The organism is Mesorhizobium sp. M0145 (genome assembly GCF_040322355.1).
Lineage (GTDB): Bacteria > Pseudomonadota > Alphaproteobacteria > Rhizobiales > Rhizobiaceae > Mesorhizobium.
In genome coordinates, this window is record NZ_JAMYTK010000004.1 from 266,399 (window position 1) to 282,473 (window position 16,075).

The following is a 16,075-nucleotide window of genomic DNA, read 5'->3' on the forward strand; positions in this document are numbered from 1 at the left end:
CTGTTCATCGTGAAATATGCCGCTGGCCGGCGAATGTAAATGTGGCGGTAACGCGCATCAGCTTTCGGGCAGCGGGATGAACTCTTGCTCGTCTCCAGGAACGATATCGAAGCGGCCTGTCTTCCATTCTTCTTTCGCCTGCTCGATGCGTTCCTTTGAGGACGATACGAAATTCCACCAGATATAGCGTTTCGAACCGAGCGAGGCGCCGCCAAACAGCATGAAATGGGCGCCGCGTTCCGATGAGACAACGATCTCATCGCCGGGCCGGAAAACCAGCAGCCGCTCGGCCGGGAAGCGGTCACCGGATATCGAAACCTCGCCTTCCAGCGTATAGATGGCGCGCTCCTCGGCATCGGCCGGGATTTTCACGCTGGCACCCGGCGCCAGCCTGAGATCGGCATAAAGCGTGTCCGAAGCGGTGGCGACCGGGGAGCGCAGTCCGGAAAACGCACCGATGATCACACGGCCGCTAACGCCCTCCGCATCGATTTCGGGCAGGCGCAGGGCCGCGGTGTTCTCGAAGACCGGCGCGACCTCTTCCTTGCCGTCCGGCAGCGCCAGCCATGTCTGCAGGCCGGAAACCGACATCGGCGCGCCGCGCAGTTCTTCCGGCGTCCGCTCCGAATGGACGATGCCACGGCCGGCGGTCATCAAATTCACGTCCCCGGGCTGGATTACCATCTCGGTGCCGAGCGAATCGCGGTGCCTGATCTTGCCATCGAACAGGTAAGTCACCGTAGACAGGCCGATATGTGGGTGCGGACGCACGTCGAGCGCCTGGCCCGCTCGCAGTACGGCTGGACCCATGCGGTCGAAGAAGATGAAGGGTCCGACCAGCCGGCGCCTGGCCGTCGGCAAGGCGCGGCGAACCTGAAATCCGCCAATATCCTTGGCGTTCGGAATGACCATCAGCTCGATCTGATCGCTGGCGAAGGCATCGCCCATCTGCGGATCGTTTCCGGGAAAGAAGCTCACGCGGTCCCCTCAGGCGAAGCGAAGTGCAGATTTGGCCTTCGCCTTGGCCGCCACCTCTTCGCGATTGCGCGGATGCTGCGTCGTCTCGAGGCTGTCGAGCAATTCGCGCGCCGAGGCGGCAATGGCCTCGACGGCATGGTCGAACGCATGCTGGTTCTGTTTCGACGGCCGCGTCGTTCCGCTCAGCTTGCGGACGAACTGAAGCGCGGCGTCGCGGACCTCGTCATTGGTTGCCGGCGGATCGAAATTGAACAGGGTTTTGATGTTTCTGCACATCGCTCGCAATCTCCTCTCGTCCTGGAGCCGTTTCAAACGGGATGAGTTTTACCCTCAATCGTGATGATGTCCAAAGCCGGTAAGCAAAATTGTCGTTCGACGCCGCGCCTCAATCCGCGTCCAACTGCTCTGTCCCCACGGGCTTGCCGTCACGCGACAGCCTGATTTTCTCGACCTTGTCCTCGGCCGCCTTCAGCAGCCGGTCGCAATGCGCCTTCAGCGCCTCGCCGCGCTCGTAGATGCGGATCGACTGGTCGAGCGGAACGTCGCCGCGCTCCAGATCGTCGACGATCCTCTCCAGCGCCTCGAGCGCCTGCTCGAAGCTCATCGCCTTGACGTCCTCGTTGGTCTCACCAGCCATCATCTATCCCTTCATCAGCCGCCCGACATGGGCGGCGACTGAAAATGCCAATCCCTGCAGATCGTAGCCGCCCTCGAGCACGCTGACGAGCCGGTTGCGGCTACGGCGCCCGGCTCGTTCGAGCAACTGGCCGGTCGCCCAGTCGAAATCATCCTCGGTCAGGTTGATCTCGGCCAGCGGATCGCGGTGGTGGGCATCGAAACCGGCGGAGATGATGATGAGGTCGGGCGCAAAATTGTCGAGCGCCGGCAGGATGCGTGACAGAAAGGCGTCGCGGAAACTATCGCTGCCGCTCTGCGGCGCCAGCGGCGCGTTGACGATGTTGCCGGCGCCGGTTTCGCTCACGGCCCCGGTTCCCGGGTAAAGCGGCATCTGGTGTGTCGAGCAATAGAGCACTGATGGATCGTCCCAGAAAATGTCCTGCGTGCCGTTGCCGTGATGCACATCCCAGTCGACGACGGCGACGCGGTCGGCGCCATGGTTCTTCTGCGCGTAGCGTGCCGCGATCGCGGCGGTGTTGAACAGGCAAAAACCCATGGAGGTGGTCTTTTCGGCATGATGGCCGGGCGGCCGTGCGGCGACGAAGACGTTTTCGGCACGGCCGGTGAAGACGTCGTCGACCGCGGCGTTGGCTGCGCCGATCGCGGTCACGGCCGCCTGCCAGCTCTTCGGGCTGGCGGTGGTGTCGGCGTCGATACGGGCGATGCCGGTGTCCGGAATCGCTGCGCGGACACGTTCGACGAATTCGGGCGGATGCGCGTAGAGGATGGTTGCCTCGTCGCCTTCGGGCGCCTGGACGCGATCGAGCGCCGCGAAGGCCTCGTCGTCAAGCACACGCTCTATGGCGCGCAAACGGTCCGGCCGCTCCGGATGACCGGGCGGTGTTATGTGCTCGAGGAAAATCGGGTGGGTGTAAAGTCTCGTGACCATGCCCCGATATAGGCGCGCCTCGCCGCTTTGGCCATGTTTTCGCGCGCTGGTGAGGCGATGTTCAACAGGGTTTAGGCAATCGGCGTCGGCTGAGCCCACCGCGAGCCGCCTGGGATCGGCGAAAAGAACGACCTCAGGCCGGTGATCGGTCAATCTGGGGCTGCTTCGCTGACGATCGATCAGGCTTAGGCAGCTTGCCGGTGCGATTGAGCAGCCCTTCCAGAAGAACCTTGAATGCCTTCACTGCCTTCTTCGACGTCGCTTCGGGATCGTTCGAATTTGCGATCCACTGCGCCGCATGCAGCGAGGCGCCGCTGACCAGCCTTGCCGCGGCTTCGGGATCGACGGCGAGAATTGTCCCCTCGTCGCTCAGTCTTTGCAGGCTCTCTGTCATCGAGCGGATGCATGTGCTCTGGCTTGGCCATTGCGATGGATCGCCGAGCACCGCCGGCCCGTCGCGAAGCACGATACGCTGGATCTCCGGCTCCAGCGCCATCTCGATATAAGCGGTGCATTCGTCGACAAAGCCCTGCCAGAGATTGTCCGGCTTGGCCGAAACGACCTTCAGCCGGGCCGACATTTCGGCATCGATCTCGGCAATGACCGCCTGGAGTAGGCCCTTCTTGTCGCCGAAGTGATGATAGAGCGCACCGCGCGTCAGCCCGGCCGATGCCGTGAAATCGTCCATCGAGGCTTCGGCATAGCCGAGCGTGCCGAAGGCCTGGCGCGCCGCCCCGATCAGCTTGGCGCGGGTTTCGGCAATCATCTCCTTGCGTGGTCTATGCATGCTCTGGCCCTATTAACATACGTCTCGTATGCCAATTGACATACGCCGCGTATGATCTATTTAAACTCATACGCCACGTATGTAATCGCCGAACCGGCCGTTGTCGAGGAGCCAGACCATGCAAAATCCCTATTCCCAGATCTTTCGCGCGCCCGGCGCCAAGGGCTTCGCCGCGGCCGGCTTCGTTGCCCGGCTGCCGATCGCCATGGCTCCGATCGGGATCGTCGCAATGCTGTCGCAGACCGATGGCGAGTACTGGCTGGCCGGCGCCGTCTCCGCGACATATGCGCTGGCCAACGCTTTCGTCGCCCCGCAGGTATCACGGCTGGTGGACCGCCTCGGCCAGACGCGGATTGTGGTGCCGACCACTGTGATTTCCACGCTCGCTTTCGCAATCCTGATTGCGGCGGCCAATCAGCATTGGCCGATATGGACGCTATTCGTCTCGGCGCTGCTCGCCGCCGTCATGCCCAGCATCCCGGCAATGGTGCGCGCACGCTGGACCGAGATTTTTCGCAACCGCCCCGAGCTGAACACGGCGTTCGCCTTCGAGTCGGCGGCGGACGAACTGGTGTACATCGCCGGCGCATCGCTGTCGGTAGGGCTGAGCGTCGCGCTTTTCCCGGAAGCGGGAGTGCTCGCGAGCACATTGTTCCTCGCCTTCGGTTCGACGGCCTTCATCCTGCAGCGCTCGACCGAACCGCGAGCCCGACCGGTGGAACATGGTTCAGGCGGCTCGGCAATCCGCCTGCGGCCGGTCCAGATCATCACCTTGGCCCTGATCTTCATCGGCGCGACCTTCGCCACCACGGAGGTGAGCACGGTGGCGATCACCAAGGAGCTTGGCCAGCCAGGGGCCGCCAGCTTCGTCATCGGCGTCTACGCGCTCGGATCGTTCGTCGTCGGCATCATCATTGGCGCCCTGAACCTGAAACTGCCGCTGCAACTTCAGCTTGGCATCGCAATCGCCATCATTGCGCTTACCACGCTGCCGCTGCTCGTCGCCGACACAGTACCGCTGCTGGCACTGGCCGTCTTCGTCAGCGGCGCGGCGATCTCGCCGACCTTCATCACGGCATTTGGCCTGATCGAACGGCGCGTGCCCGAGGCGGTGCTGACCGAAGGCGTGACCTGGGTGATGACCGGCATCGGCATCGGCATGGCGCTCGGCTCGTTCGCCGCCGGCTGGGTGGTGGACGCTTTCGGCGCGCAGAACGGGTTCTGGGTATCGGTGGCATCGGGCACAATCGCGCTGGTCATCGTGCTCGCCGGCCAGCGCAGCCTTGCCGCGCCGAACTGCGACATGGCTGCATGCGACGCAGCCGCGGTCGCTGCGGAATAGTTTCCGGTGCGTCCGGCCCGAGCCGGGGCCGGGCGCATACCAGCACCGTGAGAATGGCCTAAAGAATCTCGGTCTTGGCGATGTGGATGCCAAAGCCTTCGAGGCCGACATAATGGCGCTCGCGCGAGGCGATCAGGTTTATCGAGGAAATGCCGAGATCCTTGAGGATTTGCGCGCCGAGGCCGATCTCGCGCCATTCGTTTTCGCGGCGACGAGCCTCTTCGTGATCCTCGCGGTCGCCGGCAGCCGGGCGCTTGCGCTCCTGATGGGCGACGCCGACCGAGCCTTCGCGCAGATAGACGATGACGCCGCGCTGGCGCTCGCCCATCGCCTTCATGATGGCGTCCAGCCGGTGGCTGGTGCCGAAGACGTCGCTGACCACGTCCTCGGAATGAAGGCGCACCGGCACCTCGACGCCGTCGCGGATATCGCCGAAGACGACCGCCACGTGATGCATGGAATCCCAGGGCAGCGTGTAGGTGAAGACCTGCGCCTTGCCGCCCGGCGTCTCGATGTCCGAACAGGCGACGCGCTCGACCAGCGTTTCCTTGCGTTGCCGGTAGGCGATTAGGTCGGCAACCGAAATCTGCTTCAACCCGTGCGTTTCCGCGAAGGCCTGCACCTGCGGGCCACGCATGACAGTGCCGTCATCATTGACCAGCTCGGAAATGACGCCGACCGGCGGCAGGCCGGCGAGCTTGCAGAGGTCGACAGCGGCTTCGGTATGGCCCGAACGCATCAGCACGCCGCCTTCGCGCGCGATCAGCGGAAAGATGTGGCCGGGGCGCACGAAATCGGACGCGCCGACATTGCCATTGGCGAGATTGCGCACCGTCAGCGTGCGGTCGTCCGCCGAAATGCCGGTCGTGGTGCCGTGCTTGAAATCGACGCTGACGGTGAAGGCGGTGGTGTGGGCGGAATCATTGTCGGCCACCATCGGCGACAGGTTGAGCCGCTTTGCTTCCTCGCGCGGCATCGGCGTGCAGACGATGCCCGACGTGTTGCGAACGATGAACGCCATCTTTTCCGGCGTGCAATGGACGGCGGCTACGATCAGGTCGCCCTCGTTCTCGCGCCCGTCATCGTCCATGACGACGACGATCTCGCCGCGCTCGAAGGCGCGCAGGGCTTCGACGATTTTCTTCTGGTCGTAAGGCATAAGTGCTCGCTTCGCTCGCAGGGAATACGGGAGTAGGGCAGTACGGGAGTAGGGGAAAGGAAAAAATGCTGTCGTGGGAGTTGCGTAACCTACTCCCCTACTCCCCTACTCCCTTCCCGTTTGTCCCCGATGACGCAGATAATGATCGGCAATGGCGCAGGCAACCATCGCCTCGCCGATCGGCACGGCGCGGATGCCGACGCATGGATCGTGGCGGCCCTTGGTCATGATCTCGACGTCGTTGCCGTCCTTGTCGATCGACTTTCGCGGCGTCAAGATCGACGAGGTCGGCTTGACGGCGAAACGCGCGACGATCGCCTGGCCGGTCGAGATGCCGCCGAGGATGCCGCCGGCATTGTTGGACAGGAAGACCGGCTTGCCGTCATTGCCCATGCGCATCTCATCGGCATTCTCCTCGCCGGTGATGCGGGCGGCCTCGAAACCGTTGCCGATCTCGACGCCCTTGACGGCGTTGATCGACATCAGGCCGGCGGCGATGTCCTGGTCGAGCTTGGCATAGATCGGCGCGCCAAGCCCCGCCGGCACGCCGTCGGCGACGATCTCGATGACCGCACCGACCGAGGAGCCCGCCTTGCGAATGCCGTCCAGATATTTGGTGAAAACGGCGACGGACGCCGGATCGGGAGTGAAGAATGGGTTTTCGGCGTCGCCGACGAAATTCCAGTTCCAATTGGCGCGATCAATCGATTTATCGCCCATCGACACCAGCGCGCCGCGCACCACCATGCCGGGCACGACCTTGCGGGCAAGCGCTCCGGCCGCCACCCGCGCCGCCGTCTCACGCGCCGAGGAGCGGCCGCCGCCGCGGTAATCGCGCAGGCCGTATTTGACCTCGTAAGTGTAATCGGCATGGCCCGGCCGGAACTGACGGGCTATGTCGCCATAATCCTTGGAGCGCTGGTCGACATTGTCGATCAGCATCGACACCGGCGTGCCGGTGGTGATCATCGTCTCACCGTCCTCATCGAGGATGAAGCCGGACAGGACCTTCACCTCATCCGGTTCGCGACGCTGCGTCACAAAACGTGACTGGCCGGGGCGGCGCTTGTCGAGTTCGGCCTGGATCTCGTCGCGAGTGAAGCGGATGCCTGGCGGACAGCCGTCGACGACGCAGCCCAGCGCCGGCCCGTGGCTTTCGCCCCAGGTGGTGACGCGGAAAAGATGGCCGAACGTGTTGTGCGACATGGAACCAGCCCTGCCGGCGTCGGAGCCGGCTCAGCGCATGACCCCGAAAATCGGAGCGATTTTCGGAAAGGATCATGCACAAAATCAAAAGTGCTACAGCGTCCTTTGCGCGTCCAGGAGGACGCGCGGCGCTGTCGCCTGCCTTCTATTGGCGTTTTCCACAGTGGTCAAACTGTGATCCCGCGGATTTAGTTTTGACACATTCGATTGGTTTCTGCTCAGTTCCGTTCCGTTGGACCGAGCCGCTGTACCGGCAATGATTAAAGAGGACGATGATGCGTATCCTGATTGGCGCTGTTGCCGCCACGCTGTTGATTTCCACCGCCGCCTTCGCCGGCCAGACCGAAGGCCTGATCAAGAAGGTCGACAAGGATGCGCTGACGCTGACGCTGGACGACGGCAAGTCCTACAAGCTGAACGCCGAAACCGACCTCGATGCGCTGAAGCCAGGCATGGACATCGTCCTCGCCTACGACGTGACGAATGGCGAGAACGTCGTCACCGACATGGAACTGCCGGACACCGGATCGACGGAATAGGGCGCGTCGATATTCAGCTGAGGCCGGCCCGACCTGATCTCAACATAGGCTACGTCATCGGTCTCAAAGCCACTCCAGGCGCCGGCCGTCCAGCCTGAGCACGCGGTCCTGCGGCACTTCCATGCTGACCGCATCTTGTTCGGACATCCCCAGCACGAAGCGGAACAGCGCGCGCATGACGCCACCATGGGTCACGCAGACCGTCTGGCGATCGAGCGCGTCGAACCACGGCTTCACCCGTTCGAGCAGCATCTGATAGCTTTCGGCGCCTTCGCCGGGCGGCTGGAAGTTCCATTTATCGAGGCGTCGGTGCCTGGTCGAACCGGGATCGTTCGCCTCGAGTTCGGCAAAGGTGAAACCCTGCCAGTCGCCAAAGCTCAATTCTACGAGCAGCGGCTCGGTACGATAGGCGTGCGGATCGAGCTTCATCGCCGCGCGCAGGCGCTCCATCGTCTCGCGCGTGCGCCGCATCGGGCTGGCGACAAATTCGAAATCTTCGGGCTTGTCGATGAGTTCGGCCAGCCTGCGCCCGTTGCGGCTAGCCTGCTCGCGGCCAAGCTCGTTGAGGTCGGTATCGGCCTGCCCCTGCAGCCGGGCCTCGGCGTTCCACGCCGTCTGGCCGTGGCGCACGATATAGACGAGCGGGTACATCGGGTCTTCCGGAAGAGGTCAGACGGTGGCGTCAGTCTTTGACGGTCGAAATATCCGGCGCGTCGACCGCCTTCATGCCGACGACATGATAGCCGGAATCGACATGATGGATCTCGCCGGTGACGCCGCGCGAAAGGTCGGACAGGAAATAGACGCCGGAATCGCCGACCTCCTCCTGCGTGACCGTCTGCTTCAACGGCGAATTGTATTCGTTCCACTTCAGGATATAGCGGAAATCGCCGATGCCGGATGCGGCAAGCGTCTTGATCGGGCCGGCGGAGATCGCGTTGACACGGATCTTCTTGGCGCCGAGATCGACGGCCAGATAGCGCACGCTGGCTTCGAGTGCCGCCTTGGCAACACCCATGACGTTGTAGTGCGGCATCACCTTTTCCGCGCCGTAATAGGTCAGCGTCAGCAGCGACCCACCATCGGTCATCAGCGCCTCGGCACGTTTGGCGATGGTGGTGAAGGAATAGACCGAAATATCCATTGTACGCAGGAAATTGTCGCGCGTCGTCTCGACATAGCGGCCGGTCAGCTCGTCCTTGTCGGAAAAGGCGATGGCGTGGACGAGGAAATCGAGCTTGCCCCAATGGCTGGCGATATCGGCGAACACCGCATCGAGGCTGGCCGGGTCGGTCACATCGCAATGGCCGGCGACATGCGCGCCCAGTTCCGCGGCAAGCGGCTCGACGCGTTTCTTGAACGCCTCGCCCTGATAGGTCAGCGCGATCTCGGCGCCGTGGTCGACACAGGCCTTGGCGATGCCGTAAGCGATCGAGCGATTGTTGGCGATGCCAAGGATAAGGCCGCGCTTGCCGGCCATAAGGCCCCGTCCACCCGCCATGTCAGCGCTCTCCGCAAGGTTCTCTACTTTGTGGAGTGCCTATCGCACAGCCACAGTGCCCCTTCAAGCGTTCAAAGCGGACAGTTCGGGGGACAAAGCGGTTGCTCAACAGCGCCGCGCGTCCTTTGGGCGCGCAAAGGACGCTGTAGCGCCTTGACCTTGCGGTCGTGGGCCAGTGGAAAAATCCGACACTGGTGTCGGTGTGGCACGGCGGAAGATGACCCTTTGGCGGAAGTTTCGTTGGCCAGCGGCCGAAGTCACGCTCATGACCCCGAGCCGACTTCCATACTTTGGGCCGTTGGCGACCGCTTTGCGCCTCATCTCGGCCATTCAAGTTAGCTCGGCCATTGCCTTAAACCGGACATTATAGGCGACCGCGCTGGGAGGCCGGCATTCGAAACCCTTCACAATAGCCGTGATTCCGGAAGCTTCTTAGAAGCGGCCACTTAAGATTAGGCGTCCGCCTATTGCAGTCCGATGCGTCCCGTAGCCGACGCGGATAAGAAGCTAAACCGCGCTGGAGATCACATCGAAGCCAGTCGACCTCCGCCTGGACAACGGCTCCCGATAAACAGTCCACGCACCGCCGGTATCCCGGCAGCGCCTGGGAAAATTTCAGCCATTGCTCGGTCAGGAAGACGCAGGTGTTCCGTCAGCACGCCCTTTATGATCGATCGTACGTCCGTCGTAGCAGCCAAGTCTGTTCCGCCATGAAGCAGGTCTCGAGCAAGACCGGGCCAGCGATTGCCTACTCGCCCGCCGGCAACGGCGCCACCCATTAACAAGGTGACACTCGCGACGCCGTGATCAGTGCCGCCGTCGGTGTTGGGCACCACGGAACGGCCGAACTCCGTGACCACCAGCACCGCCGTCCTGTTCCAGGCAGGCCCGGACGCTTGGGCAAATGCAATGAGGCCCCGCGCCAGCCCATTCAAACTCCGCGCCAGCCTTCCGAAGTCCGCTCCCTGCGCCACATGCGTGTCGAAGCCGGCCACCTCGAGCATCGCGATCCGCGGTCCGCCCGTAGCTGACAGGGCAAGCGCCGCGCTCCTGGCCGCGTCGCCGAAGCGAGCCGCGTCGCATGCGGCATGTTGTTCCAGCAGGCTTTCGCTGCCTTTTGCGCCGGACGGCCAAGTGCCCTCGGCGTAGAGGCGGACGAGTTCGAGCCGAGGATTGGCCAGCGCAAGATGGGCCAGCATGTCCATCGATCGATCGGCCGGTCTGCCCCGCCACACCGCCTTCTGCCGGCCCGACAGTACAGAAGAAGCCCGGTCGAGCCATCCGGCGCTGCCGCCGTCGATATCGCCGTCGAACAGCGCCGCCTGGGCGGCCGCGTGGGACCGGCCCACATCCGGAATGGCGGTCGCGGGCACGATGAGCAACTCGCCGCACGAGTAGTGGGGCAGGAGAGACCCGAGCGCCGGATGAAGCGCGAAGAGCCCGTCGAGCTTGAGCATCTCGGCGACGCCAGAGTTCGGGAAAGGCACGAGGGGCCCGCGCGCCGAGGCAAAATGCGGATCGCCGTAGGGCGGCACGGCAGCTAGTGCATCGAGTCCGCCACGCACGTGGACGAGCAGAAGGCGAGGATCTTCGTCCACAAGCGAGGCACCGGCCAGACGCACGCTACCGAACGCGGACGCCAAGGCCAAACCTTGCAGCGCTGCCCTTCGGGTCAGTTGCATTTAGGCTCGTCCGAACTTGGGTTCACCGGCGTACCCGCGGTCATATACCCTAGCAGATCCGTATTCGGGCTAAGACTTCCCGTTGTCAGAGCCTTGTTAGTCGGCTGCGCGTTGCGAACCAAAAGGCCGGCAAGTGCCGGGGCTGCGAAAGATGTGCCCGAACAGATGTTCCTCCGGAGCTTGCCGTTCTTTCGGCTCTTCCACAGTGACAGGACATTGACGCCCGGTTCGGCATAGGACGCGCCGAACGCCCCCCCGCGCCATAGCGTGTCGCACCAGGCGTTGCTGATGCCTTGGCATTTCCCAGGAGTTGCCACCTGAATATATTCGCTGTTGGAAGCCGAAGCGCTGTATATCGCTCCCACCTTGTTTCCTGTCGTCACAGGCGAAAAATAAGTCGCCGCATTGGCCGGGAAATAAGACTGTACCCAAGGGCCCTCTTCGTCTTCCCGGGGGTTGCCCGCAGCTACCACAACGCGCACCTGACGGTCGGCGATCTGATAAAGAAGGGCGTCGAGAAATTTAAGATCTTGCAACGTGCTTCCGCGTCTGGTGCTCTCCAGATATAATGCACCCCAACTCAAGTTCAGAATATCCCCAGCGACCGCGTTGTCCCGAACATGGCGAAGCGCGAGAAGAGGCGGGCCGAAAATTTCGGTCTTCAGCTTACTGAAGGCCTTTACGATCTTGAGCGGGGCGTCGGGGCTGACACCAACCAGACCTATATACTGGTCGCCCTGCTTGACACGCTTTCCGCCGATAACTGCTGCCACCATCGTCCCGTGCCCTACTGTGTCGTCGAGGCTCGACACGGTCTGGCATGGGCTGCTCGTGCAATCGATGGCTTCCTGAACCTTGAGGAGCCCGGCGGTGACAACGCTCCAATCCACTCCGCTGTCGATGATCCATACGGTGGGCGATCCTGAAGCCACCGGCTGTGGTGACCCGACGACCCTGCAGACGCTGGGAGGGACAACATCCGCAGTCGGCGAGATGCCCAGGAGTTCCGGCCCCTCGCAGGTGGCACCATCGAACAGGTTCACCACGAAAGGATCCGGCTCCTCATATCCCCTGGAGCGCAGCTCTTCGATCTCGCTCTCGGAAAAGGTCCCCGTCACGATGCTGATACCGATATCCGGCATGTCCACCGCTTCCAGCTTGCCCTTGCCTGCGATGAACTTGTTTAGCGCGCCGATATCCTTGCGTAACTCCGCCGCCCTGGCGATGTCGACGATGAAAGTCTTTTCGATGTCACCGCTGTCGGTGAAGCCCTCCTCGCCTGACGCTTCCGGTCTCGCTGTTCCGACAACGGCGAGGAGACAGCCGAGCAACAGCACACGAAGTTGAGCAAGTATCATTCGTACACCCTCCGGCTGTCGTTACTGATACCGCGAGGATCAGAATGCTCCCAATACGGCTTTCTGTCCATGAAAACATCGAGTCGATGCGAGCATGCCGCCTGCGCATTGCTTGCGACAGATGCAAAATGCGTTTAGGCTATTTGCATTGACCTCGGAGGGGAGCCTCGGCGATGCCCAGGGCAGAATTGAAGCCAGGTCGGCAAGTCCAAGAGATCGGCGCAGCGATCGTAGGGGCCTGGCTCAAGCTTTTGCCGGCCTCGTCACGTATCTTGTCCATGGATTCAACAGATCCCCTAACAATTACCATTGATCGGCAGATTTTCGCCGTCGGTGATACTATCAGACTTCGGCCGGAAGCAGGCCGTGCTATCGGCAACATCAGGGTCCGGACCGCCGCCGCCGGAACAGCGCCACATTCGCAGACACTAACGATAGAAGATCTGAATGGGCAGCCCATAAAATACGAGGATGACCCTCTCGACGGGGGCGACGCGATCCCGGATGCTGCCGCCTATGCGGACCTGAAGCGTGATCTCAAAATGGTGCTGGAAGACATCGTGGAAACGGGAGTGTCTGTCGAAGTTCACGTGGACGAACCGAACTTGATCAATGTGGTGGTGCCCCAGGTGCCGAGGGGGGTCCTGACCCGCAGCGATCTGATCGATTATCTCCACGACTACCACAAATACGCCCAGGGCAGGCACTACCATGACGAGCTCGCCACGGCCGTGCTCTTCGGCTGCAGATAGTCGCCAGTCCCTACTCGGGCAATCCCGCTTCCCGCATGCCGTTGAGCAGCGTGTTACGGTCACCCTCCAGCTTGTAAGGTTCCTTGGTGGCGAACCGCCGCCCGGAGAACTCCGGTGCGCCACGCAGAACCAGATACGTGTAGCTCTTCGCCTCTTCGTTTCGGCCAAGCAGGGCGTTCGCTGCAGCCAGATAGACCTTAACCCAGGTCGGCATGGTGGACGAGCGGCCCAGATCGACGACTGCCTTATCCGGACGGTGGGCAATGAAATGGGCAAGACCGCGGAACGGCCAATACCATGAAGGCTCGTATAGGGGATCGAGCACTCGCGCCCGTTCGAACCAGTCCAAGGCACTTTGGGGCTCGCCGGCAAATGTTTGATAAGTCCCTTGATAGGAGACCTGCTCGGGATCGTGCGGATTGAGTTCGAGCGCGCGTGTGTATAGCTGAGATGCGACGTCGAAATCACGACGGTGGAGGAGCACCCAGCCCAGTATGTTCAGGCAGACTGGATCATTGGGGGAAAGCGCCACCGCTTTTTTGGCGATGTCATAAGCCTCGGCAAGCACCGCATCCGACGGCCCCATGTCGCGAAACCATTCAAGCTGCTTATAGTGGGCGAGCTTGGCGTACGCGCGCCCGTAGGATGGATCGAGCTCGATCGCTCGCTGATACCACTGTCGAGCCTCCATTTCGGCCGCGATGTCGCCCAGGGGCAGGGCATTGCCCCGGAGCACGCACTCATAGGCCGCGAGATTGGCAGGTGGTTTACGCCGCGCCTTCTCGGCGCCTGCGGCCGTAAGACGGCCGATAACGGTCCCGACGATCTTCCCGATCAGTTCGTCCTGGACATCGAAGATGTCCTGCTCGTCCCCGTCGTAGCGCTCGGCCCACAAGCACTCACCCGAGGTTGCGTCGACCAGCTCGCATGTAATGCGCATTCGCCGGCCCATGCGGCGGATCCCGCCTTCGATGACGAAATCCACGCCGTTATCCGCGACCAGGTCCACATCCTTGAGCCGCGTCGACGTATAATGGGACGCAACCGTAAGCTGAGTAAAGCGCGTCAGTTCCGTGACGATGTCTTCGGTGAAGCCGCCACTGAAATAGGGTTGGACGTCGCCCGCGCTCTTGAACGGGCGAACGAGGATGGAGGGCTTGCTCGGACCAGCCACCTGCGCAGTCGATGCAGGTGGCAGCCCTTTGGGCTTTTGGAACAACGAGTATACGGGAATCGGGCGTGGAATGTTCTTGAGATGCTGTTCGCCGCAATATTCAAACGGAAGATTAAATTTGTCGCGAACTTCGTCGTGTACCTTTCCGGAAAGGCAGATACCGCCCGGGCTGGCGAACTGTTCCAGGCGCGCGGCTATGTTGACGGTATCTCCAAACACATCGCCATCGGTATCGACAATAATATCACCGAAGTTGATCCCAATCCGGAGAAAAATTTCCTGGCTGGCCTTCCCCGAAGACTGGCCGACAAGCAGTTCCTGGACTTCCACTGCTGACTGCACGGCTCCGAAAGCGCTTGGAAACTCGGCGAGCATCCCGTCTCCGGTCGTTCTCACAACCCGTCCCCGGTGCTGCGTGATCCTAGGCTCTATTTCGTCCTGCATGAGATGTTTGACGAGCGCGAAGGTGCGCTCTTCGTCGCGGGCCATCAGCGACGAGTAACCGACCATGTCAGCAGCCAGGATAGCCGTCAGACGTCGCTGAAGATTGCTGTCGCCCGCGTTCATTCTCTCCCTCGGCGGGTTATATTATGTTCGACGTCGGCTTGACGATATCAAAGCGTCTCGCAGGAGTTTGCATCATACTCCAGTGCGTGTCAGCGTGCGAATGAGCAATTGGTGCCGATACTGTAGAGGATTGAACATGTGAGGGCCGTGCTTGGGTGAAGGGTCCATAATGCCGGAGCGGCGGGCGTCCGAGGCAGGGGCCGGCGGGTCAAGCCTGGTTTACGGCCCCATCGTGATCACCGATCCCACGCTCAGATGCCCGATCACGGTCGCGGTCGGCCCCGTCCGAGGGGCCAGACCTTCTCGTTTTGTGTCAGGGTGGGGCAACACCACCCAGGAGGCGGCAACCGCCTGCGGGTATGAGGCCGATGAAACCTATTTCGCCCAGATGATCCCTCATGAGCGACTCTCACGCGCCCGCGCCGGCGAATTGCGCGGGCGCGTGATCGAGCCGCCTGCACTCACACTTTTCAGTGATGCGCAGTATTGCGAGCGGCTGCATTGGAACAAAAACGTCGATGATAGCCGCGCGGTCCCGATCCGCTGGCGCAGGTCGCAGCCGCTGGACTGGATCCGGAGCGATCCGCGCTTCAGCACGAGCGAGGCCTGGGTGCCTGCGGGATTGTGCTTTCTCGGGTATCCCAACGATGAGTCATCAGGTCTGCCCCCGGCGGACTCCAATGGTCTTGCGAGGGGATCGAGCATAGAGGACGCGGTCGTGCGCGGCTTCTGCGAAGTCGTGGAGCGCGATGCAACAGCCATATGGTGGTACAATCGGCTGGTTCTGCCTCGGATAGACCTGACTTCGCTGTCGGATGGACTGGCGTCCCAGTACGCCGATTGGCTGCTGACGCAGAACCGCGAATTGCGGCTTCTGCTCCTGACGCTTGACCTGCCCATCCCCATTGTCGCTGCAATTTCTCATCACGTGGGCGGTGACGCGATTGCGTTCGGATTCGCGGCCGGACGATCCATGTCGGAGGCGGCCCGGCGCGCGGTGGGGGAACTTGCAGAATGTGAGGCGAACCTTACCCTGCTCAAACGGAACGCCGATACGTCCGGCACGGCGGCCTTCACCCCCGGCGCGCTGCACCTCTATCGGTGGCACATGGACGAGAACATTCATCGCCTTCCTCACCTTTCCGGCAATTCAGCAGTTCAGGCCTCGTCGGCCGAGTTGCGACTGGATTGGAACTATTGCCTCGACATCTGCCACGAGCAGGAACTTGAGATCTTCGCGGTCAACCTGACGCACAACGCCGAATCGCCTGTTGCACGAGTGTTTGTACCTGGACTTCGTCCTACCAAGCCCCGGTTGGGCGGCGGCAGGCTCTATGATGTTCCTGTGCGCCTAGGTTTGAAGCCATCAGTTTCCCAGGCCATCAACGAGGTTCCCTTTCCATTGTGATCCGGATGGTCGCGGGCATGCCCACCCCGGAGTGCCCGCTTTACACACACGGCAT

General features: G+C 62.1%; 16 protein-coding genes. 4 read left to right on the top strand and 12 right to left on the bottom strand.

Features of this window, described 5'->3' with window-relative positions:
* Window positions 1-57: 57 nt before the first annotated feature.
* The 5 genes from NKJ28_RS10295 to NKJ28_RS10315 all read right to left on the bottom strand — a co-directional run bounded on the left by NKJ28_RS10295 (window position 58) and on the right by NKJ28_RS10315 (window position 3,332).
* Window positions 58-978, bottom strand: coding sequence for a pirin family protein (locus NKJ28_RS10295; protein ID WP_023674119.1), 921 nt, complete (start codon window positions 976-978; stop codon window positions 58-60).
* A 9-nt stretch (window positions 979-987) separates the two neighbouring features.
* Window positions 988-1,254: a DUF2277 domain-containing protein gene (locus tag NKJ28_RS10300; protein ID WP_023716908.1), complete on the bottom strand. Its 267-nt coding sequence runs from the start codon at window positions 1,252-1,254 to the stop codon at window positions 988-990.
* 109 nt (window positions 1,255-1,363) lie between these two features.
* A complete protein-coding gene (locus NKJ28_RS10305) occupies window positions 1,364-1,615 on the bottom strand; it encodes an exodeoxyribonuclease VII small subunit (protein WP_352635344.1) in 252 nt (83 codons plus the stop codon).
* Window positions 1,616-1,618: 3 nt separating this feature from the next.
* Complete coding sequence (locus NKJ28_RS10310) at window positions 1,619-2,545, bottom strand: histone deacetylase family protein (protein WP_023674116.1); 927 nt, start codon at window positions 2,543-2,545, stop codon at window positions 1,619-1,621.
* Window positions 2,546-2,678: 133 nt separating this feature from the next.
* The gene (locus NKJ28_RS10315; protein WP_352615266.1) at window positions 2,679-3,332 is read right to left on the bottom strand and encodes a TetR/AcrR family transcriptional regulator; all 654 of its coding nucleotides are present in this window, start codon (window positions 3,330-3,332) and stop codon (window positions 2,679-2,681) included.
* Between the two features lie 118 nt (window positions 3,333-3,450).
* On the opposite strand from NKJ28_RS10315, the gene NKJ28_RS10320 reads away from it, so the two are divergent.
* On the top strand, window positions 3,451-4,674 hold the full coding sequence (locus tag NKJ28_RS10320) for an MFS transporter (protein ID WP_352635345.1): 1,224 nt from the start codon (window positions 3,451-3,453) through the stop codon (window positions 4,672-4,674).
* Between the two features lie 58 nt (window positions 4,675-4,732).
* Here NKJ28_RS10320 and ribB read toward each other — a convergent pair whose 3' ends face one another.
* On the bottom strand, window positions 4,733-5,833 hold the full coding sequence (gene ribB / locus NKJ28_RS10325; RefSeq protein WP_352635347.1) for a 3,4-dihydroxy-2-butanone-4-phosphate synthase: 1,101 nt from the start codon (window positions 5,831-5,833) through the stop codon (window positions 4,733-4,735).
* A 105-nt stretch (window positions 5,834-5,938) separates the two neighbouring features.
* A complete protein-coding gene (aroC, locus tag NKJ28_RS10330; RefSeq protein ID WP_352635348.1) occupies window positions 5,939-7,039 on the bottom strand; it encodes a chorismate synthase in 1,101 nt (366 codons plus the stop codon).
* 275 nt (window positions 7,040-7,314) lie between these two features.
* Between aroC and NKJ28_RS10335 the strand changes: the two genes are divergently transcribed.
* Window positions 7,315-7,578, top strand: a complete 264-nt coding sequence (locus tag NKJ28_RS10335; RefSeq protein WP_023716902.1) for a DUF1344 domain-containing protein — start codon at window positions 7,315-7,317, stop codon at window positions 7,576-7,578.
* A gap of 63 nt (window positions 7,579-7,641) precedes the next feature.
* Here the strand turns inward: NKJ28_RS10335 and NKJ28_RS10340 are convergent, their stop codons facing one another.
* From NKJ28_RS10340 to NKJ28_RS10355, 4 genes are all read right to left on the bottom strand, one after another.
* Window positions 7,642-8,229: a histidine phosphatase family protein gene (locus NKJ28_RS10340; RefSeq protein ID WP_352635350.1), complete on the bottom strand. Its 588-nt coding sequence runs from the start codon at window positions 8,227-8,229 to the stop codon at window positions 7,642-7,644.
* A 31-nt stretch (window positions 8,230-8,260) separates the two neighbouring features.
* Window positions 8,261-9,079: an enoyl-ACP reductase FabI gene (gene fabI, locus NKJ28_RS10345; protein WP_031211054.1), complete on the bottom strand. Its 819-nt coding sequence runs from the start codon at window positions 9,077-9,079 to the stop codon at window positions 8,261-8,263.
* A gap of 524 nt (window positions 9,080-9,603) precedes the next feature.
* Window positions 9,604-10,761 carry a DUF1501 domain-containing protein gene (locus NKJ28_RS10350; protein WP_352635352.1) on the bottom strand — a complete coding sequence of 386 codons (1,158 nt, stop codon included), beginning with the start codon at window positions 10,759-10,761 and terminating at the stop codon, window positions 9,604-9,606.
* Window positions 10,752-12,119 carry a S8 family serine peptidase gene (locus NKJ28_RS10355; protein ID WP_023674107.1) on the bottom strand — a complete coding sequence of 456 codons (1,368 nt, stop codon included), beginning with the start codon at window positions 12,117-12,119 and terminating at the stop codon, window positions 10,752-10,754. The genes NKJ28_RS10350 and NKJ28_RS10355 overlap by 10 nt, the downstream gene beginning before the upstream one ends.
* Window positions 12,120-12,292: 173 nt before the next feature.
* Between NKJ28_RS10355 and NKJ28_RS10360 the strand changes: the two genes are divergently transcribed.
* Window positions 12,293-12,871, top strand: a complete 579-nt coding sequence (locus tag NKJ28_RS10360; RefSeq protein WP_023674106.1) for a hypothetical protein — start codon at window positions 12,293-12,295, stop codon at window positions 12,869-12,871.
* A 10-nt stretch (window positions 12,872-12,881) separates the two neighbouring features.
* Here NKJ28_RS10360 and NKJ28_RS10365 read toward each other — a convergent pair whose 3' ends face one another.
* Window positions 12,882-14,612 carry an adenylate/guanylate cyclase domain-containing protein gene (locus NKJ28_RS10365; RefSeq protein ID WP_031211050.1) on the bottom strand — a complete coding sequence of 577 codons (1,731 nt, stop codon included), beginning with the start codon at window positions 14,610-14,612 and terminating at the stop codon, window positions 12,882-12,884.
* A gap of 169 nt (window positions 14,613-14,781) precedes the next feature.
* Between NKJ28_RS10365 and NKJ28_RS10370 the strand changes: the two genes are divergently transcribed.
* Window positions 14,782-16,020: a YcaO-like family protein gene (locus tag NKJ28_RS10370; protein WP_023674104.1), complete on the top strand. Its 1,239-nt coding sequence runs from the start codon at window positions 14,782-14,784 to the stop codon at window positions 16,018-16,020.
* The last annotated feature ends 55 nt before the right edge of the window (window positions 16,021-16,075 follow it).